The sequence below is a fragment of the Staphylococcus sp. SM3655 genome (genome assembly GCF_016917315.1).
In the GTDB taxonomy this organism is placed as follows: Bacteria; Bacillota; Bacilli; order Staphylococcales; family Staphylococcaceae; genus Staphylococcus; species Staphylococcus aureus.
The window spans coordinates 1,712,663-1,733,765 of record NZ_CP070305.1 but is presented as its reverse complement, the minus strand read 5'-3'; the positions used below and the strand labels follow the sequence as shown (position 1 = coordinate 1,733,765).

The following is a 21,103-nucleotide window of genomic DNA, read 5'->3' as shown; positions in this document are numbered from 1 at the left end:
TTTCAATCTAATTTTTTCTTTTTAGTTTACTCATAGAAAAAATTATTACAAGTTTATTTTTAGAATATTCAGTTATTTATGCATTTAATCAATTTCAGTAATTTAAAAAACGACTTATTTTAAATTTTTATTCCCAAAGTTTTTATCCAACACAAAAAGACTGGAGATATGTCTCCAGCCTAATTTACAAAGCATATTATTTTTTCTTCTTACCTGTTTCTTTATCTATCGATTTATCAATATATACATGTTTAAGTGAGTTATTTGGACCAAATTTATGGTAAATTAATCCTTTTACTTGAGGATTTGTTAAATGTGCAACACCTTTTTGATAAATTGGTGCTACCGGTGCATCTCCTAGGAACATTTCTTCTGCTTTTTTCAAGTTTTCATATCGTTCGTTCGGTTGAAGTGCCAATTTGGTTCTTGCTACTTTAAGTAATTGATCATATTCTTTATTACCCCAGTCTGTATTATTTTGTGCGCTACCTGTGGTCATTGTTTCTAAATAAGCCATAGGATCAGGGTAATCTGCAGACCAACCACTAAGTGATGCTTCAAAATTGTTACTCAGTTCTAATGATACTCTTTGTTTAAACGGTAATTGCTTAATTTTCAAAGTAACTCCTGGTAAATTTTTCTCAACTTGCGATTTGATATATTCAGCAGATATTTTTGCATCTGGTGTATCTTCTGTGTTCATTGAAAATGTCACTTCATTTTTACCTAACTCTTTTTTAGCTTTGTCCCAGTGTGCTCTTGCTTCTTTAGGATTATATTTTAAAGGCGAATTCATGGTACTCGCATAATCTTTGCCATTAGGCGCTTTCGCAATTCCTTTGGCTGTTAGTGTATCGGAAGGAATTGAGCCATTGTTTTTCACTGAATCAACGTATCCTTTTTTATCTATTGCTTGTGCGATAGCCAGTCTTAAATTTTTGTTTTTAAAATCAGGATATTGTTTTTCATTCATTTTTACAAAAAATGTCCCAGTCGTTAACACAAAGTTTAATCCTTTGTTATCTTTATATTTATTTACTTGATCTGCAGTAATAACTGCGTCATCTACTGATTCAGTATCATACAATGATGCACCGGCTTGTAAGTCTTTAATAACTTTATAATTCACTTTATCTAATTTTACATTCTTTTTATCCCAATAATACTGATTTTTAGATAGTAAGGTTTTATCTTCTTGTTTCCAATCATCAACTTTAAATGGACCATTGTATACCGCTCTATCAGCTGCCGTACCGTAATTTTTACCATATTTTTTGGCAACTTTTTCATTTTGAGGTGCAAAGGTATTAAGTGCTAATAATTGATTAATATATGGAACCGGCTTTTCTAAATCAATTTGTAATGTTTCATCATCTAATGCTTTGATACCTAATTGCTCTACAGGTTTCTTACCAGTACTAATATCACTCGCATTTTTAATGTCCCCCATAATGTATGCAAATTCAGAACCTGTTTTAGGGTCAACTGTTTTTCTCCAAGCATAAACAAAATCTTGCGCAGTCACTTTGTCACCATTGCTCCATTTAGCATCGCTTCTTAATTTAACCTTTAAAGTTTTACCACCTTTACTCTTTTCAGGAAAAGCTTTCGCAACACCTAACACCGGTTTGTCACCTTTTCCTAATGTGTATAAACCTTCGAATGTTTGCGCAGTCACTTCAAAAGATATTGCATCCGTTATTAATGATGTATCAAGGGATGTTAAGTCTGATGACAAAATTTTTCTGAATACTTGACCTTTATCTGAATAAATACCATCATCATTAGCACAACCACTTAATGCAATTGTAGCAATCAAAATTAAAATAAGTGTTCTAAATTTTCTCGTCATTGCATTTCCCCCTTCCCCTTAATTTTGTGTCACCAATTTATTTTCTCGTAGTTGTGCCGCTTCTTCTTCAGTACTAAAGACAAAATGCTGTGGTCTTATTTCATGTAATTGTCTTAAATGATTATTTGCTTCATCATGAATATAACTAAATCGTTTGCGACTGCGTTCTGATTCAGGATCAGGTTGTGGAATGGCTGATAATAAAGACTTAGTATAATCGTGTAATGGATTTTGATAAATTTCTTCTGCCGGTCCAATTTCAACTATTTTCCCAAAATGCATCACTGCAATACGATCTGAAATATACTTCACCATTGATAGATCATGAGCTATAAATAGGAACGTAATCCCTCTTTCACGTTGTAATTTTAATAATAAATTAACTACTTGAGCTTGGATTGAAACATCCAATGCCGATATTGGTTCGTCCGCGATAATAAATTCTGGTTCAACGGCTAATGCACGGGCAATTCCAATACGTTGGCGTTGTCCACCTGAAAATTCATGAGGATAGCGATTGGCATGTTCTTTACTTAATCCAACAGTTTCAAGTAAATCATAGACACGTTTTTTACGGTCACGTTTATCAGTTGCTAAATGATGGATATCAATACCTTCAGCTACTATATCCATTACTTTTAACCTAGGATTTAAAGACGCATATGGGTCTTGAAAAATCATCTGTATCTTTTTATTAAATTTAAGCAAATCTTTACGTTTACGAATCTTTTGTATATCAATACCCTCATACAAAATTTCTCCACTTGTAATATCATTAAGTTTAATAATTGATTTACCAGTTGTAGATTTACCACACCCCGATTCTCCTACTAAACCTAATGTTTCCCCTTTGTATATATCAAACGAAATATTTTCAATCGCTCTCACTTCGTTTTTCTTTCCTGCGTTAAAATATTGCTTTAAATTTTTAATGGATAATAGCACTTCATCATTTTTCATTGAACGACACCCTTTCTACCTTGAGTGGTTTTTCATAATTATTAGGCATCGGTTTCATACGTTGTTTTACCAGCTCGGGTAGTTCAACTTTTGGTGCACGTGCGTCTAATAACCAAGATTTCACAAAATGTGTCGGTGAAACTTTAAACCACGGTGGTTCTACTTTAAAATCAATATCTAATGCATATTGACTACGTCTCGCAAATGCATCACCTTTAGGTGGGTGTAATAAATCAGGTGGCGCTCCAGGAATCGCTAGTAATGGTGTGTCATTTGTTGTTGATAAATCAGGCATTGACGATAATAATCCCCATGTATATGGATGCTTTGGATCATAAAATATTTCGTTAACATCTCCTGTTTCAACCATTTGACCACCATACATAACTGCCACTCTATCAGCAATATTCGCAACAACCCCTAAATCATGCGTTATAAAAATAATTGCTGTATCGATTTTTTGTTGTAGTTCTTTCATTAAATCTAAAATTTGTGCCTGCATCGTTACGTCTAATGCAGTCGTTGGTTCATCAGCAATGAGCACTTTAGGTTCACAAGCTAATGCGGTTGCAATAACAATTCTTTGCCTTTGTCCACCTGAAAATTGATATGGATATGCTTTAAATCTTTTTTCTGCATTTGGTAAACCTACAAGATTTAGTATTTCCAATGCGCGCTTTTTAGCTTGTGCTTTACTATAATTTTTGTGCTTAATTAATGGTTCCATGACTTGTTTACCAATTTGCATCGTTGGGTTTAAAGATGTCATTGGATCTTGAAAGATCATTGAAATATCTTTGCCACGTAATTTAATTAACTCATTTTCAGGTTTTTTTGCTAAATCTTCCCCTAAAAATAAAATTTCTCCCTTTTTAATTCTTCCTGTGTCCCCTTGGAATAATTTTGTAATTGCTTTTGTTGTTACAGATTTACCTGAACCTGATTCACCAACAATTGCCAATGTTTCCCCTTTGTTTAAATAAAAATCTACACCTCTCACTGCCTGCACTTCCCCTGCTGTAATATCAAAGGAAACATGCAAATCATTTACTTCTAATATTCTTTCAGTCATATGCTATGCCCCCTTTTATTTACGCATTTTCGGATCAAATGCATCACGTAATCCATCACTAAATAAGTAAAAGAATAGAATTAATAAACTTAAAATCATTGCTGGTATAAATAATTCATGTGGATAAATTAATAACATTGCGCGCCCATCATTTACTAATGACCCTAACGATGTTTGAGGTGCGGGTACACCTATACCAATGAAACTTAAAAATGCTTCGAAGAAAATAGCACTAGGTACTGTAAACATTGATGTAACCACGATAGCACCTAATGTATTAGGTAAAATATGCTTAAATATCAATTTGAATTTTGAAGCCCCCAATGTTTTCGAAGCCATGACAAACTCTTGATTTTTTAATTTTAAAAATTCTCCACGTACAACTCTGCTCATGCCTAACCAGCCTGTGATAGACATAGCCAATATAATTGTCCAAATGGATGGTTCAAAAATTAATACAAATAAAATTACGACAATTAAATTCGGAATAGATGCTATGACTTCAAGTATACGTTGCATAATCGTATCGACACGTCCACCGAAGAATCCAGAAATCGCACCATATACAACGCCAATAAAAATATCTAACATCGCTGCAACAACACCGATAAACAATGAAATTTGAGCACCTTTCCATGTTCTTGTCCATAAATCTCGACCCAACTGATCAGTACCAAACCAATAATTTTCTTTAGCATTTGCTGCTTTATAAGCATCCTTGCCATCTGCATCTTTACCATCAAAAGGTAAAAATGGAACTTTGTCTAATACAGGTATTTTTGCCGGAAGATTTCTATGTTCTACATTTTGTTCAGCATAATCATGTTTATTTATAACTGGACCGATAAAAGCAAATATTACAATGATAATTAAACCTATCATACCGACAACAGCTAACTTATTTCGTTTTAACTGAGCCCAAGCATCTTGCCAAAAGTTTTTGCTTTCTCGTTGCATTTCAGGTTCCTGATTCAAATCTAAATCTCTAATAATAAAATCAGATGATGCGATAGCGTCAGAGGTATGCGTCATAGCTGCATTAGAATGATCGTCGTTAATCGACAAATTGTTTTTATTTTCAGCCATTATTTTTTACCTCCTTGAACACGAATTCGTGGATCTATCACACCGTACAAAATATCTACAATAAAAATAGAAACGATAAACAGTGTGCTAAATAATAGTGTGATTGCCATGATTACTGAGAAATCATTTGTTGTAATTGAACGTACGAATTGATCCCCTAATCCAGGAACCCCAAAAATATTTTCAATTGTTAAAGTGCCTGTTAAAATACTTGCTAACATGGGAACGATAATTGTAATAATTGGAATTAAAGCATTTCTAAGTGCATGTCCAAAAAGTACACGCATTGTCGAATTACCTTTAGCTCTCGCTAATAAAATATAGTCTGAACTTAATACCTCTATCATCTCTGCTCTTATGTATCTGGCGACAGTTGCTAAAACAGCTGCAGATAATGCAAGTGACGGTAATACCGCGGTCGAAAAACCTTCCCATCCAGCTACTGGGAACCATCTTAATTTAACTGCAAATACATATTGTAAAAGTACAGCAAGTACAAAAGATGGTACAGATACAGCAATAACTGAAATAACTGTAGTTGTATAGTCAACCCAAGAATTTTGTTTAGTAGCTGCTGCAACACCTAAAATAAGTCCCAGTATCACACCGATGAACATTGCTGTAAGACCCATTTCAAAAGAAGGTAGTAGTCTCGGTTTAATCAAATCCCACACAGGTTGATTATGATACTGGAATGAATTACCAAAATCGCCTGTAACAACATTTTTTAAATAATGTAAATACTGCGTAGCTACAGGATCATTTAATCCATATTTTTCATTTAAAATTTCTTTTTGTTCAGCATTTAATTTAGCATCGTTAAATGGCGAACCTGGCATTAATTTCATTAAGAAAAATGTAATTGTAATAATAATAAATAAAGAAATAAGCATATAAATAAATCGTTTGAAAATATATTTCCCCATCTAATCCCCTCCTCTAACAAATTCCGATTTCTAAATTTCCATTCCCTTCAAAATTTTCTGAAATCTTAACTAATATTATATATACAATATTTACTATATATCAATATTTTTTTGCTTTAAACTAATGAAGAATGTTTGATTTTAGAATTTCAATAAAGTTGAAGAAATTAAAAAATCATTCCTCAATGTCTCATTTTAATGTAAACTATGCGTAAGAGTTTTCTATAAGTGGGAGTGATCAAATGTTGAAAAAATGGCTTGGAATGGCACTAATAACCCCAATGTTAACGTTTATTATATGGGTTTTTAATAGCCATACTATCATTACATATTTAAATATATTGTTTTATGTTTCATTAATTATTTTTATTAGCATATTTTTGATTTTACTTGTACAAGAAGGCATTTTTGATGCGACAAGTTATGGTTTTAGAAGATTAAAGTATCAAATGTCATCTTCGAAAAAGAAGAAGTCTATCTCTGATGATCCATTTTTCAACCCACAAGAGGTAAAAAAAGAGCATTACTTTGTTTCTACATGGATAATCCCCTTATTATTAATAAGTATTTTATATTTTATTATGACGATTGTGCTGTCGCTCATCTTAGTATAAAGAAACTGAAAAAATCTTCAGTAACTAAAACAACGTTACTGAAGATTTTTATAGTTATGCTTCAAATTTCTTGAATACTAATACTGCGTTATGTCCACCGAATCCTAAGCTATTACTCATTGCATAAGTAATATCAAGGTCTTGCGCTTCATTTGGAACAATATCCAAATCACATTCTGGATCTGGTGTTACCGCATGAATTGTCGGTGCGACTTTAGAGTCTTTAATTGAAAGCGCTGAGAAGATTGCTTCAATTCCACCTGTTGCACCAAGTAAGTGACCAGTCATTGATTTTGTTGAGCTAACTTTTAAGTGTTTAGCTGCTTCACCAAATGTATTTTTAATAGCTTTAACTTCATTTAAGTCACCAACAGGAGTACTTGTACCATGGGCATTTAAGTATTGTACATCTTTAGGTTCAATACCAGCATCATCCATAGCTGCTTGCATTGCTCTAGAACCGCCTTCACCTTCTGGAGCTGGCGCTGTAATATGATAAGCATCACCTGTAGTACCATAGCCAACTATCTCAGCATAAATATTGGCACCTCGAGCTTGTGCTGATTCTAAAGATTCGATTACTAAAATACCAGCACCTTCACCCATAACAAAACCGTCTCTACCTTCTTGGAATGGACGACATGCTGTTTCAATGTCATCATTTGTAGAAAGCGCTCGACTTGCACTGAAACCTGCAATTGCCATATGAGTAATTGGTGCTTCTGTACCACCAGTAATCATTGCATCTGCATCACCGCGTTGCACAATTTTAAATGCTTCTCCGATTGAATTTGTACCTGTTGCACATGCTGTAACTGTTGCACCATTTGGTCCTTTTGCACCTAAGTCAATTGATACTTGCCCAGTTGCCATATCAGGAATTAACATTGGTACGAAAAATGGACTCACACGTCTTGGGCCTTTATCCATTAATTGTTTATGTGCAATTTCAAATGTTTCCATACCACCGATACCAGAACCAATCCATACACCGATTCGATCTGCAGTATTTTCATTGATATCTAATTGCGCATCTTTAACAGCCTCTCTAGCTGCTACAATTGCATATTGAGTAAATCTATCCATACGACGCGCTTCTTTTTTGTCGATATGATCTTCAATATTAAAGTTTTTAAGTTCTCCTGCTAAGTGAACGCTATAAGGTTCAGTATCGATACGTGTAATTTTATCGATACCATTTACGCCTTTTAGAGCATTCTCCCATGTTGTTTTGACATCATTACCGATTGGAGAAAGGGCTCCCATACCTGTAATAACTACTCTTTTATTTTGACTCATTCGTTATCCTCCTATTTTCCCCATTTTATTGTCATTGCGCCCCAAGTTAGGCCGCCACCGAATCCGACAAGAACAATTGTATCATCATCTTTGAGTTTACCATTTTTTAATTCTTGATCGATACTTAAAGGTATTGACGCAGCTGAAGTATTTCCATATTTATTTACAGAAACACTCATTTTGTCTTTTGAAATACCTAAGCGTTCTCTAGCTGATTCCATAATTCTAATATTAGCTTGATGAGGAATAAATAAATCTATATCATCTGATGTTAAATTCGCTTTTTCAACTACACGTGTTGATGCATCACCCATAATTCTAACAGCAAATTTAAATACTTCTCGACCATTCATTTTCAGTTTACCAGTATCTTTATCTAAATATAAATGTTTACCACCAGTGCCATCAGAACCCATTTCATAACTTATAATACCTCTGCCTTCTGAAACTTCACCGATGATAACCGCACCTGCACCATCTCCAAATAGAACTGCAGTAGAACGGTCAGTTAAATCTGTTATTTTAGATAATTTATCTGCACCGACAACTAAAATATTATGATAATCTCCAGATTGAACATATTGTTTAGCTGTAATCATTGAATACATAAATCCAGAACATGCTGCAAGTTGATCCATAGAGGCAACTTTGCCCGTCCCTAAACGTTCTTGCAACATATTTGCGACAGTTGGAAATGGCATATCTCCAGTTGCTGTGGCAACAATTATCATATCTATATCTTCGGGCTGAATACCAGCGTCAGCGATTGCTTTTACACTTGCTTCATATGCTAAATCTGAAGTATCTTGATCGTCATCTGCCCAATGTCTTTCTTTAATTCCAGTCATCTTAGAAATCCATTCATCAGATGTATCTAAAAATTGCTCAAAATAGGCATTGTCAATAATCTTTTCTGGTGCATATGCACCAAAACCTTTAATACCCACGTTCATAGTTGAACACCTTCTTAATAAAATTTTTAATACCAGGTATTAATTTAACATAGATTACTTTTTAAACTCAAGTCAGAGGTAGGAATATTGACTAGTTAATAAAATTTTAATGCTTTATTATCGTCAAATTTCAGTATGAAATTGGTTTTAATGCGCTTAAATTAGAATAGCCATTCAGATAAAATCATTTATTTAAACTGTATAATATGGTCAAAATATATGAGATGTTACTATACAAATTTCTAACTTTCACTTAAAATAAAATATATATAATTAAAGTGGAGGTAGAATGACATGAAACACCTCGTAACATTCTTTTGGGCATTATTATTAATGCAAATGGTTAACTTTGTACTTAATAGCCTAGTAGGTGGAGACAGCTTAAATGTAGTGAATCCAATTATCATGGCAGTATTGTTCACGATTTTCACAGCAATTTTTGCTGCAGTAATTAAACCGCCGAAAGATTCATCACAATAACTATTTAGTATAAAATGAAATATGTCTTTCTTATTATTGAAGCTGCCCAGATAAAGGCGGCTTTTATTTTTGGCCATTAATGTTTTGTATTTTGAATATTTTAAAGCTCAATGACCTCTAACCCATCACTTTTAAATTTAGAAAAAGCCTTAATACAAAGATGTCATTTACGAGTAATCTTTGTATCAAGGCAATTATTTTATAATCATCACTGTAAAATTAAATGCTTCATGATGAATTTGATAATTTTAAGTGTTTATTTAGTTTTTACATTAATATCAATTTGTTTAATTGAATTTGAATCAAACAAGTTTGCTGTATAACTATCTTTCTTTAAATCCACTTCTTTTTTACTGCCATCTTTCCAAGTAATCGTGTAAACGGCAGATTTTGCATTTCGAATCTTCTCAGGTGTTACACCGCGTTCATCATATAATAAAGCTTTAACTTTATTTCCTAAATCTAAATATGATAATTGGCTATCTTTTGGTAAATTTAAGTAAGATTGATTGAAAGCCATAATGCCATCTACTGCAATTGTATATGGAACATTTTGCATTTCTTTAGCTTTTTGAGTTGCCGGTAGTTTGTCCTTTTCTGCTGCAGATACCTCATTACCTGCCACAGTAGCGCCAGTCGTTGCGATCATGCCCAGTGCCAAAGTTACAGTTATAAATGATTTTAATTTCATATAATCTCTCTCCTTTGTGAGTTAAAGTATCTTACAAAATCAATATAACACAAATTGAAAAGTTTCAAAAATTATAAGTATGTAAATTGTTTACTTGTTTTTAAAAATAAATTTTAATTAATGTAAAAGCTATAATTGTTAATACTTTCTATTTTTTCAAATAAATTCACATTACAATAACTAAGTTTACATTTCTTAAATTTAATTACTTCTTTGCATTATAGCGAACGCCGTACCTAATATATAAATTAAAACCTTTGTTTCTTTGTACTTTTAATTGAACATTTTTATATTGATGAGATATTTAGTATTAAATTTTTCTTCCTATAAGGTTAATACTTGTTTGATCAATTTTATGTTGATTTACTTCTTTTAAAAATTCATTCAAGTAGAACCCATTCTTCAAATTTAAAGAATGATCTAACGCATAAACTGTTAATTCATATTGATGATCTTGATCAGGTGGTGTAGGTCCTACATAGTGATTTTCTATTTCTGAAAAATCTTCAGCCAATAACCCACTAGTAAAGCTATTTTTACCTTGTACATAGTCACCCTTTGTTCTTGATAAATCTGCTTTTATAGAAATTGAATTGCCACTAACACTTACATTAGCAACACTCCAATGAATCCATGCAAAGCCACACACAGGAATTGCATCATAGTCAATTAAAGACCAAGCAAGATATTTAGTCCCTTCCGGTAATTCAATTACTTCAAATGGAAATGACTTAATTGGATTCCCGTTAATAGAATCACTCACATCTGCACCTGCTGCGTATTCATATGGTATATTGTTCCCTTTAAATTCAGTTTTTATTTTCATGTTGCTCTCTCCTTGTAAAATAAAATATTATTATTAAATATATAAAAATTAATAACGAAATAAATAATATTAAGTATTGAATAGTTCCTATTGTATATAAGTAACCACCCATAAGTAAAAATGCGATATTAAAAATAAAATATAACGTTTCTGCATAATTAAGCATCACTCTTAAGTTACTACTGCTAGAAAGTTTATTTATAGTTTGTGGACGAGTTAACCCTGAAGAAATACCTAAAAATATCATAGAAATAGTAACTGCTATGAAACTTTGATATGTATATATTATTAAAAATATTACTAAACAAATTTCTGACACAAACTTATAATTCAAGTATTTAGTTAAATAACGTGAAGATACAAAACCCATAACTGTGTAACAAGTTAATACTGAAATAAATTGTAAATTATTCAGTTTTAAATCATTATATATATTAATTGGAATAAATCCTATAAAAAATCCTAATATTAACGCTCTTAAAAAAGAATAATGCAATATCCAAAACTTCTCTTCTGGTAGAAATTTCTTTATCTTTCCCTTTGTTTCTCCTATTAAATTTAATTCCCTATTTTCAACTAATGTGCATCGAATAATTATAATTGTTAGAATTGAAAATATACCAGTCATTATTATAGGCCATTTAATATTTATTCCATAAAGATAACTACCTATAATCCCTGAAATTAATAATGATAGGAACATATAGCTATTTGACTTATTTTGTACGTATTTCTCATTTGTTATATTTCTTTTAATTATTGCGGTATCAACACCCGCCATCATTGAGTAACTTAACCCTAATAATATTTGTGCCACTACTAAAATTAAATATTGATTTTGATATAATAACAACAATAAACCGATGATTTTGAATATTTCACTAACAACTAATTTATTAGAATCTTTTAAGTTACAAATTTTAAAACACTTCTCTTTGTATAGAGAGAATAAAAATGCTGCAATGCCATAAGACGCCATTAATATTTCTAATTGTATTATGGAATAACCTTGAATCAAAAAGTAAATTAATAAAAACGGTAAATAAAAGTATGCTCGTGAAAAAATTCGGTATAAATAAATCCCAAGTATTAACTTATTCATAAATAATACCTGTACCTAGTCTTTCTTTTATTTCTTCAAACTTTATATCTCCTTCTCTTAATAATTCAATTTTATTATCTGTCACTTTAATAATCGTACTAGATGTTTTATAGTTAGTTTTATTTTGACTTCTTAGCATATATCTTACATTTTCGCCCATGTGCTTAATTGCTTCATTTTCAGTTATTAAAATATCATCGGCAGTTCCAGATATATTTGCTGAAGTAATTGCTATAGGTGAATTAATATATGAAATAAATCTTCTCATCGTTTTATTTTGTACACATCCTATAGCTATACTATCTGAATTATTGAGCATATAATTATAGCTTGTTTTATTTTTTAAAATAATATTTAATGGTCCAGGCCAAAATATTTCAACTAGTTTATCAACTATTTCCGTATTTTGATTATCTCCATACAATTTCCAATCCTCTGGCTTATCAATAAATAATGATAATGGCTTATCTTTCGATCGCTTTTTATATTCAAATATTTTATCGATACAAAGATCGTTGTTAGGTAAACTACATAAATTATAATTAGTATCAGTAGGAACAATCACTGGAAAACCATCTTGTAATTGTAAATAAAGTTTTTCAAAACTTTTTACAGAATCATTTAAAATTTCCATCTTTACTCCTCCTTTTTATTATCTGAAGTAAATCCACTGTATCTTCAGGTGCTACTTCAGGTGAAAACTTGTTCACAAGTTTATAGAAAGAAATATTTTCATCAATTTCTTCAGTGTTAACTATTGATTTAAATTTATTGTGCAAGATTTTCTTACTAGAAATATTACTTATTGGAAACTGAACAACTTGTGAATTTTTCAATCCTAAATCACTAGGAACTAAATATTGATACATATTTATATTTTTTTTAGTACCATCTTGATGAATTCCTGATTCATGTTTAAATATATTTTCACCAATTATAGGTTTGTTTTCTGATATTTGAAAATCGAGAATTTTAGAAATATTAATACTAGTTTTATATACGTCGGGTAAAGTGAATTCCGTACTTTCTATTTGTTTTTTTGTCAAAATAGTAATTATTTCCTCAATAGGAGCATTACCCGCTCTCTCACCAATTCCCAAAAATGTAGTTTCTATTTGCTTTGCACCATTTAAAATTGCAGCTAATGTATTTGCAGTAGCCAACCCTAGATCGTTATGACAATGAGCAGAAAAAATTATGTTAGAATATTTTTTTACAAAGTAATTAAAAATATCTCCGTATTCTAATGGTGTCGAACATCCTACAGTGTCCGCAAATGTAACTGTTCTAACTTGATATTTTGAAATAATTTCCATGTATTCTTTCAATTTTTCTCTAGAAGTCCTTGTTGCATCTTCAAAACAAATATCTACTCCTTTTTTATCTTTCTTTAATATATCCAAGCAGTCTTTGATTTTCTGAATATAATATTTATTTGAAAAATTAAGCTTTTCTTTTATATGCAAGTCAGATATTGGCAATAGTATTTTTACCACTAAATTATGAATTTTCAATTTGACTATTTTTTTTATTTCTTTTTCATTAAGCCTAGTCAATACTACTAATTCTTTTTCAGGACTTAAAATGTCTCTGAATTGATGAATATTAAATTCATCCTCGATAGTTGTACACATGCCTACTTCAACAGAATTTATATTTAACTTGTTAATTTGTTTCAATACTTCTTTTTTTATAATTAGACTTTTTCGAACATTACTTTGTTGCATACCATCCCTTATTGTATTATCTTGAATTCGAATCATATTACTTCACCCCCTCGATAACCTCTGATATAATATTAATATTATTTTTATGCAATAAAAATTAAATATTATCTAATGAATTATTAACTTTTTTGAAAGAGGTAAGTTCATGAATTTGGATTGGTACTATACATTTGTCATTTTAGCGAAGACGTTAAACTATCGATTAGCTAGTGAAGAAATTAATCTCACTATACCTTCTATACATAAGCAAATTAAAAATTTAGAACAGCATCTCAATGTGAAACTATTTGAAACTTATAAAAATCAAATTATCTTGACTGAAGATGGTCATACATTTCTTCCAATTGCGCAAAGTTTTATTGAACAATATGAAAGTGGCATCAAACATATCCAACTTAAAAAAACGATGTTTCAATCGAAATTAAATGTTGTCGTGTCTTCATATATCGCGACATTCATTATGCCCAAATTTTTAAAATCTTTCTTTAACGAGCATCCGTTTATCGATGTTTCTCTCCATGTCAAAAATGAAAATATTGAAAAAGATATTAATAATCATACGTATGACATCGGGATTAGCAGAAATCAACCTAAACTAAGAGAAGTTCATTCTGAAAAAGTATGCGAAGGTAAAATTGTATTGATTGCTCCCAATAAAGAGAATAATCATCTTCTAACTGAGGCATCTTTATTTGAAAAATACAAAATAATAAGTGATAACCATCCAGAATATTGGTCATCACTTAAAAATAATATTTTAAATATTTATGGAAAAGCACAATTTCTATCTATCAATGATGTGCATACTTCAATTAAATTAATCGAAATGAATCAAGGTATATCATTCCTGCCTATTTATATAACAACAGATAGTGATTACAATATTTCGGTTATTAACACGAAAATTTTACAAGCGCCTATTTCATTTACATATATATACAGCAAAAAAGAAAGCCCAGAAATATTGGTTTTTATTAAATCATTTAAAAAGTATATTGCCAATGAACAATTATAATAAATTTCAAATCTAAAAAACCAAGAATGCGATTAATCATCACATTCTTGGTTCAATTTTATTCATGAATTTTTTCAACATTAAACGTTAAGTTATTGTCTGAATTTAAATTAACTTTAATCGTTGTACCTTCTGGGAATCCCTCTTTAATCATCATACGTGCTAATGGTGTTTCAATTTGGCGTTGTACAAAACGTTTTAATGGTCTTGCACCGTATTGAGGTTCATAAGCTTCTTGACCTAGCCAAGCTTTAGCATCATCAGAAACTTCAATTGAGATTCGCTGTTCTAATAATCTTATATTTAATTGCGTTAATATTTTGTCTACAATCATACTCATGTCATCAATAGATAGAGGTTTAAATAATACGATGTCATCCATACGATTCAAAATTTCTGGTTTGAAATATGCATTTAAATTTGTCATAACAGCTTTTTCTGTTGATTCTGTAATTTCACCAGTCTCTTTTACGTTTTCTAATAAAACTTGAGATCCAATATTACTTGTCATAATAATAATAGTATTTTTAAAATCAACGCTACGTCCTTTAGAATCAGTTAAACGGCCTTCATCTAAAATTTGCAATAATACATTAAAGACGTCAGTATGCGCTTTTTCAACCTCATCTAATAAGATAACTGAGTATGGATTACGACGAACCGCTTCAGTTAATTGACCCCCTTCATCATGTCCAATATATCCTGGAGGTGCCCCTATCAATCTTGATACTGCATGTTTTTCCATATATTCACTCATATCAATACGAATCATATGTTTTTCAGAATCAAATAATGATGCAGCTAATGATTTAGCTAATTCAGTTTTACCTACTCCAGTTGGACCTAGGAATAAGAAACTACCAATAGGTCTGTTTGGATCTTTAATACCTGCTCTTGCTCTAACTACTGCATCTGAAACCAGGTCAACCGCTTTATCTTGACCTACAACACGTTTATGCAAGATGTCACTTAAGTGAAGTAATTTTTCACGTTCTGTTTCAACTAATTTTGAAACTGGTATGCCTGTCCATTGGCTGACAATATCGCCAATTTCTTCGTCTGTTACAACTTCACGAATCATTCGATCTGTATCTTCACCTTGCTCATCTTGGAAATTATCCTCTAATTCTCTAAGTTCTTTTTCCAATTGAGGAATTGTTCCATATTGTAGTTCAGCAGCTTTTTCTAAATTGTTATTTGTTTGTGCATCTTCCAACGCTTGTCTACTTTCATCTAGTTGCGCACGTTTTTCTTGTAAATTTGCTATTTTTTCTTTTTCTGATTCTACACGAGATTGAAGTGCTGCTTGTTTCTCTTTTTCATTGGCAAGCTCTTCTTGTAGTTCTTGTAATCTCTGTTTGCTCGCATTGTCAGATTCATTTTTAAGTGCGCTTTCTTCAATTTCTAATTGCATGACACGTCTATTAACTTGATCCAATTCAGTTGGATTTGATCCCATTTCCGTACGAATTGTTGCACATGCTTGGTCAACTAAATCAATCGCTTTATCTGGTAAAAAACGATCAGTGATGTAACGATCAGACAATTCAGCGGCAGCAACTAAGGCTCTATCTTGAATACGCACACCATGATACACTTCATATCGTTCTTTTAAACCACGTAAAATTGAAATTGTATCTTCAACATCAGGCTCACTAACTGCTACTTTTTGGAAACGACGCTCTAATGCCGAATCTTTTTCAATATATTCTCGATATTCATTTAAAGTTGTTGCACCAATACAATGTAACTCTCCTCGTGCTAACATTGGTTTTAGCATGTTGCCTGCATCCATGGCACCATCTGTTTTACCAGCACCTACAAGCATATGGATTTCATCAATAAATAATATAATTCTACCATCAGACTCTTTAACTTCTTTTAGGACTGCTTTTAATCTCTCTTCAAATTCACCACGATATTTAGCGCCCGCTACTAATGCGCTTAAATCTAACTCAAAAACAGTTTTATCTAATAATGATTCTGGCACATCTTTCTTAACTATACGTTGCGCTAATCCTTCAACAATTGCAGTTTTACCAACACCTGGTTCACCAATGAGCACAGGGTTGTTTTTAGTTTTACGACTTAAAATACGAATCGTATTTCGAATTTCTTCATCTCTTCCTATAACAGGATCCATTTTACCTTGTCTAACTTCTTCTACTAAGTCGCGGCCATATTTAGCTAATGCTTCGTAATTAACTTCTGGATTTTGTGATGTCACGTGATTTCCCCCTCTTACTTTTTTAATAATTTCTTTGATAACTTCTACTTTATTATTTATATAATGTTTTGTTGTTTGATCAATGTCCATTGCCGAACGTAAAATATGCTCCATTGAAATATATTCATCTTCATATTCTTTCATGTATGATTCAGCCTTAGTTATCAATTGGTTTGCTTGTTGGCTAATATATTGACCATATTGTATATTGTCACCTTCTACAGATGCATACGTGTTTAGTTTGTCTTCATAAGCTTTGTTTAATTGATCTACCTCAATATTTGCTCGTTCTAAAATACTTTTATATAAGCTTTCACTTTCATTTAAGGCAGCGCTTAAAATTGCCTCAATTTCTATATTTTGTAATTTATGTTGCTGACTCAGTTCAACTGCTTGTTGTAAAGCACTTTGAACAGCATATGTCATTTTATTTATATCCATATAATTTCACCTCTAATTTGTAGAGTTGGTCAAGTTGCACTTTTGACTTTGACTTTCTTTGACCTTAATTATATTATAGTCCCAATATAATCATTTATCAACTCTTTTACACTTAAATTTCCTAATATTTGTAAATATTTTTTTGAATAAAAAAATCTAGCTAATGTTACGTTACACATTAACTAGACTTATTAAACATATGTTATTTCTTTTTAAGTGCTTTTAATATTTCATCTTTTAAAGCTAGGACTCCTTTGTACTCTAAATGTACACCGTCTGGTGCAAAATATTCACTATGTCCTTGTGATCGCTTATACCAATCAATTAATGTGACATTGGACTTTCGTTTCGCCGCGTCAGCTAATAATCGATTTACATTTGCTTCATAAATTCTTGGAACACGTGTATTAACTAAATAAATCTTGGCTTTTCCAAATTGATTAAGTAAATCGTCGAGCTGTTTGACAGTAAAGTCGCCATTTGTACCTAATTCTAATACGACTTGATCAGATGATTTTTTATATTGTGAATAATTCGCTTTAACTAAAGGTAAGGTTTGATACAATTGACGCCCTACTTTTCCATCAATTCTAGACTTAGGAACTGATGACTTAAATGACTCACCGATATCAACCATTACTGAATCACCGATTAAAAGAGGTTTAATATTATTATATACGTCGGAAGATTCCTTTTTCTTCTCACTTACTAAGCCATCAATGTGTATGTTATCAATTGGTGCTATCCGCATTAAATAATTATCTTCAATTGTGGTATCAAAGCTATTCGCTTTTTCTCCAATAATGTCTTTACCATATTTATTGAATGCACCTACTAAAATCAACATAAATGGAATTAACAAGGTTACTACAATTGCCATTCTTATAAATTGTGGTATATAAGAAGGTCGCCAATTTAAAGCTTTAATACCTTCTTTTCTAAATGGAGTTTCTATAAAGCGATATGATAGCTCTGCAAATATAATTGTTAAACTTATATCTATAAAGTACACATATACAGGTATCTGTCCGTCTACATAGTAACTATGTACGAAACTAATTACTGCAAAATGCCATAAATATAAACTATAAGACCTTTTCCCGATAAATACTAACACTGGATTTGAAAATATCTTCGCTATCCATGTAGATGGATGAACGACACTAGCAATAATAAATAACGTTAATATGGATATTAAATAGAAACCACCATCATATATCCAATTCGTCTCATCATTAATAATGAAAAATAATAACATAAGTACTATAAATGATAAACTACCTATGCTATCAATAACATATTTTACAACTTTAGGTGGATCATTTTTCAATTTAAACGGTGGCCATAAAAAAGCTAAAATAACACCCAGTAACAATGTCTGTAATCTAGTATCTGTACCAAAATACACTCGTGAATGATCCCCATTAATACTGTAGATAAACATCATTAACCCTAAAGAAATTATTGATACTCCCAAAAAAATAAATCCTATTTTGTATCGCTTTTTAATTGTTAACAATAATGTAACCAAAATAACTGGGAAAAATATGTAAAACTGTTCTTCAATTGCTAAAGACCATAAATGCTTTAATGGCATAAATGAAAATTGCTCAAAATAATTAACATCTTTTGCTATATACCACCAGTTTGATACATAAAATATCGCAGCAATAATATCATGTTTAACCCTAATGATATTATCTGATTTTAATAATAAGGTTGCTGTCCCTACAACCATTAATAAAACTATGACTGCTGGTAATAAACGTTTTAAACGACGTATCCAAAAGCTTTTCAATTTAATGATACCTGTGTCATCATACTCTTTGAGTAATAAGCTTGTAATTAAATAACCAGAGATCACAAAAAATGTATCCACACCTAAAAAGCCACCTGTCAACCATTGCTTGTTTAAGTGGTAAATAATAATTCCTAGAACAGCGATTGCCCTCAAACCATCGAGCCCTGGCATATATCTCATTTTCTTATACTTTGTAAAACCCTTTGTTTTGTTCATTTTTGCATTCTTCCCTTTTAAAACTGTTCTTCTTAGATGCTTAATTAAATTTAGTTATGCTGTTTAAAAGAATATTGAAATGCATATGTATATTATTGAATTACGACATCATCAAAATCATATTGACTAAAATACTGTTAAATTAAAAAAATTACCAATGATGATTCTTACTTCGAAATCCAATTTGTAATGCAACTCGGCAACTTAAAAACTATGAAATATTATGTATTGTAATATAACTGTAATATAAATTCAATTTATTATAAAAATTTTCAAGAAAATATTCAACTAGAAAATGAATTTTGCACTCTTGGAAGTGCAAGTCACTGTCTTAATTCATATTTTTTGAAACAAGTTAGATATAAATTTTCAAAATGAAATCAGAACCTAGAACATAAATAAGGCTCCCTTCAAAATTTTCATTTTTCAATGTCTACTTTGAAGGGAGCTTATTCACAATGAATTATACTCTACAATGTTATATTGACTGCGGGGACCCAACACAGAGAATTTCTAAAAGAAATTCTACAGGCAATGCACGTTTATGTTAGCTCACACCAAGTGCAATCTTAGCGTAACGTGACATCATATCTTTTGTCCAAGGTGGACTCCATACGATATTCACTTCAGTATCCTGAATTTCAGGAATCTCTGCTAATACTGTTTTAACTTGATCAATAATTTGAGGTCCCATTGGACATCCCATTGATGTTAAAGTCATATCAACTGTACATACGCCTTCATCATCAACATTCACTTTGTATACTAAACCTAAATTAACGATATCAATTCCTAATTCAGGGTCAATTACCATTTCTAATGCACCTAAGATACTATCTTTCAATGCCTCTTCCATCCATATCACCTCTTTAATGTCATATTATTCATAATATATCAAATATCCGACAAAACGCCAATAAAATGCTATGATGTATCTATATGAACTAAGCAACTTATGAGGAGAGAGATATGCAACCACATTTAATATGTCTAGACTTAGACGGAACATTATTAAACGATAACAAAGAAATTTCATCATATACTAAACAAGTATTAAATGAATTACAACAACGTGGACACCAAATTATGATTGCGACTGGCAGACCTTATCGTGCAAGTCAAATGTATTATCATGAATTAAATTTAACGACACCAATTGTTAATTTTAATGGCGCTTACGTACATCACCCTAAAGATAAAAACTTCAAAACTTGCCATGAAATTTTAGATTTAGGCATCGCACAAAACATTATTCAAGGATTACAACAATATCAAGTATCGAATATTATAGCAGAAGTGAAAGATTATGTTTTCATTAACAATCATGATCCAAGATTATTTGAAGGTTTTTCAATGGGTAATCCAAGAATTCAAACTGGTAATTTACTTGTCCACTTGAAAGAATCCCCTACCTCAATTTTAATTGAAGCCGAAGAAAGTAAAATACCTGAAATCAAAAATATGCTTACTCATTTTTATGCCGATCATATTGAGCATCGACGCTGGGGCGCACCATTCCCTGTCATTGAAATTGTAAAACTTGGTATTAATAAAGCAAGAGGCATTGAGCAAGTTAGACAATTTTTAAATATTGACCGAAATAATATTATTGCATTCGGTGATGAAGATAATGATATTGAAATGATTGAGTACGCCCGCCATGGTGTTGCTATGGAAAATGGTTTGCAAGAACTTAAAGATGTAGCGAACAATATTACATTCAACAATAATGAAGATGGCATTGGTCGATATTTGAATGATTTCTTTAATTTAAATATTAGATATTACTGTTAATTTATAACTAATCATTTTATA

19 protein-coding genes are annotated in these 21,103 nt (G+C 31.2%); 4 read left to right on the top strand and 15 right to left on the bottom strand.

Features of this window, described 5'->3' with window-relative positions:
* Positions 1-196 precede the first annotated feature (196 nt).
* The 5 genes from JQN76_RS08515 to opp3b are packed head-to-tail and all read right to left on the bottom strand — an operon-like array spanning position 197 to position 5,896.
* Positions 197-1,852, bottom strand: coding sequence for a peptide ABC transporter substrate-binding protein (locus tag JQN76_RS08515; RefSeq protein WP_205397766.1), 1,656 nt, complete (start codon positions 1,850-1,852; stop codon positions 197-199).
* Between the two features lie 18 nt (positions 1,853-1,870).
* Positions 1,871-2,812, bottom strand: coding sequence for an ABC transporter ATP-binding protein (locus JQN76_RS08510; protein WP_000786736.1), 942 nt, complete (start codon positions 2,810-2,812; stop codon positions 1,871-1,873).
* Positions 2,802-3,884: an ABC transporter ATP-binding protein gene (locus tag JQN76_RS08505; RefSeq protein ID WP_205397765.1), complete on the bottom strand. Its 1,083-nt coding sequence runs from the start codon at positions 3,882-3,884 to the stop codon at positions 2,802-2,804. Before JQN76_RS08505 ends, JQN76_RS08510 begins: the two co-directional genes overlap by 11 nt.
* Before the next feature lie 15 nt (positions 3,885-3,899).
* A complete protein-coding gene (opp3C, locus tag JQN76_RS08500; RefSeq protein ID WP_000829628.1) occupies positions 3,900-4,970 on the bottom strand; it encodes an oligopeptide ABC transporter permease in 1,071 nt (356 codons plus the stop codon).
* The gene (opp3b, locus tag JQN76_RS08495; RefSeq protein WP_000521533.1) at positions 4,970-5,896 is read right to left on the bottom strand and encodes an oligopeptide ABC transporter permease; all 927 of its coding nucleotides are present in this window, start codon (positions 5,894-5,896) and stop codon (positions 4,970-4,972) included. Before opp3b ends, opp3C begins: the two co-directional genes overlap by 1 nt.
* A gap of 242 nt (positions 5,897-6,138) precedes the next feature.
* Here opp3b and JQN76_RS08490 point away from each other — a divergent pair, with 242 nt between their 5' ends.
* Positions 6,139-6,510, top strand: a complete 372-nt coding sequence (locus JQN76_RS08490; protein ID WP_001836776.1) for a DUF3899 domain-containing protein — start codon at positions 6,139-6,141, stop codon at positions 6,508-6,510.
* A gap of 54 nt (positions 6,511-6,564) precedes the next feature.
* Here the strand turns inward: JQN76_RS08490 and fabF are convergent, their stop codons facing one another.
* A complete protein-coding gene (fabF, locus tag JQN76_RS08485) occupies positions 6,565-7,809 on the bottom strand; it encodes a beta-ketoacyl-ACP synthase II (RefSeq protein WP_000081240.1) in 1,245 nt (414 codons plus the stop codon).
* An 11-nt stretch (positions 7,810-7,820) separates the two neighbouring features.
* Positions 7,821-8,762: a beta-ketoacyl-ACP synthase III gene (locus tag JQN76_RS08480; protein WP_001100526.1), complete on the bottom strand. Its 942-nt coding sequence runs from the start codon at positions 8,760-8,762 to the stop codon at positions 7,821-7,823.
* A gap of 294 nt (positions 8,763-9,056) precedes the next feature.
* Between JQN76_RS08480 and JQN76_RS08475 the strand changes: the two genes are divergently transcribed.
* Positions 9,057-9,242: a YjzD family protein gene (locus tag JQN76_RS08475; RefSeq protein ID WP_000682089.1), complete on the top strand. Its 186-nt coding sequence runs from the start codon at positions 9,057-9,059 to the stop codon at positions 9,240-9,242.
* Positions 9,243-9,498: 256 nt separating this feature from the next.
* Here the strand turns inward: JQN76_RS08475 and JQN76_RS08470 are convergent, their stop codons facing one another.
* The 5 genes from JQN76_RS08470 to JQN76_RS08450 all read right to left on the bottom strand — a co-directional run bounded on the left by JQN76_RS08470 (position 9,499) and on the right by JQN76_RS08450 (position 13,624).
* A complete protein-coding gene (locus tag JQN76_RS08470) occupies positions 9,499-9,933 on the bottom strand; it encodes an MAP domain-containing protein (RefSeq protein ID WP_000769689.1) in 435 nt (144 codons plus the stop codon).
* Positions 9,934-10,243: 310 nt separating this feature from the next.
* Positions 10,244-10,759, bottom strand: coding sequence for a YbhB/YbcL family Raf kinase inhibitor-like protein (locus tag JQN76_RS08465; RefSeq protein WP_000695342.1), 516 nt, complete (start codon positions 10,757-10,759; stop codon positions 10,244-10,246).
* Positions 10,743-11,861 (bottom strand): MFS transporter, encoded by a 1,119-nt coding sequence (locus tag JQN76_RS08460; RefSeq protein ID WP_001037436.1) that lies wholly within the window; start codon positions 11,859-11,861, stop codon positions 10,743-10,745. Before JQN76_RS08460 ends, JQN76_RS08465 begins: the two co-directional genes overlap by 17 nt.
* Positions 11,854-12,495: an L-threonylcarbamoyladenylate synthase gene (locus JQN76_RS08455; protein WP_000404422.1), complete on the bottom strand. Its 642-nt coding sequence runs from the start codon at positions 12,493-12,495 to the stop codon at positions 11,854-11,856. The genes JQN76_RS08460 and JQN76_RS08455 overlap by 8 nt, the downstream gene beginning before the upstream one ends.
* Positions 12,479-13,624, bottom strand: coding sequence for a LeuA family protein (locus JQN76_RS08450; RefSeq protein WP_000619360.1), 1,146 nt, complete (start codon positions 13,622-13,624; stop codon positions 12,479-12,481). The genes JQN76_RS08455 and JQN76_RS08450 overlap by 17 nt, the downstream gene beginning before the upstream one ends.
* A gap of 109 nt (positions 13,625-13,733) precedes the next feature.
* Here JQN76_RS08450 and JQN76_RS08445 point away from each other — a divergent pair, with 109 nt between their 5' ends.
* Positions 13,734-14,603: a LysR family transcriptional regulator gene (locus JQN76_RS08445; protein WP_001047069.1), complete on the top strand. Its 870-nt coding sequence runs from the start codon at positions 13,734-13,736 to the stop codon at positions 14,601-14,603.
* Positions 14,604-14,661: 58 nt separating this feature from the next.
* Here the strand turns inward: JQN76_RS08445 and clpB are convergent, their stop codons facing one another.
* From clpB to JQN76_RS08430, 3 genes are all read right to left on the bottom strand, one after another.
* Positions 14,662-17,271, bottom strand: coding sequence for an ATP-dependent chaperone ClpB (gene clpB, locus JQN76_RS08440; RefSeq protein WP_000353954.1), 2,610 nt, complete (start codon positions 17,269-17,271; stop codon positions 14,662-14,664).
* Positions 17,272-17,473: 202 nt separating this feature from the next.
* A complete protein-coding gene (locus JQN76_RS08435) occupies positions 17,474-19,288 on the bottom strand; it encodes an acyltransferase family protein (RefSeq protein WP_205397764.1) in 1,815 nt (604 codons plus the stop codon).
* A gap of 547 nt (positions 19,289-19,835) precedes the next feature.
* The gene (locus tag JQN76_RS08430; protein WP_000390575.1) at positions 19,836-20,144 is read right to left on the bottom strand and encodes a metal-sulfur cluster assembly factor; all 309 of its coding nucleotides are present in this window, start codon (positions 20,142-20,144) and stop codon (positions 19,836-19,838) included.
* 113 nt (positions 20,145-20,257) lie between these two features.
* Between JQN76_RS08430 and JQN76_RS08425 the strand changes: the two genes are divergently transcribed.
* Positions 20,258-21,082, top strand: a complete 825-nt coding sequence (locus tag JQN76_RS08425) for a Cof-type HAD-IIB family hydrolase (RefSeq protein ID WP_001182436.1) — start codon at positions 20,258-20,260, stop codon at positions 21,080-21,082.
* Positions 21,083-21,103 lie beyond the last annotated feature (21 nt).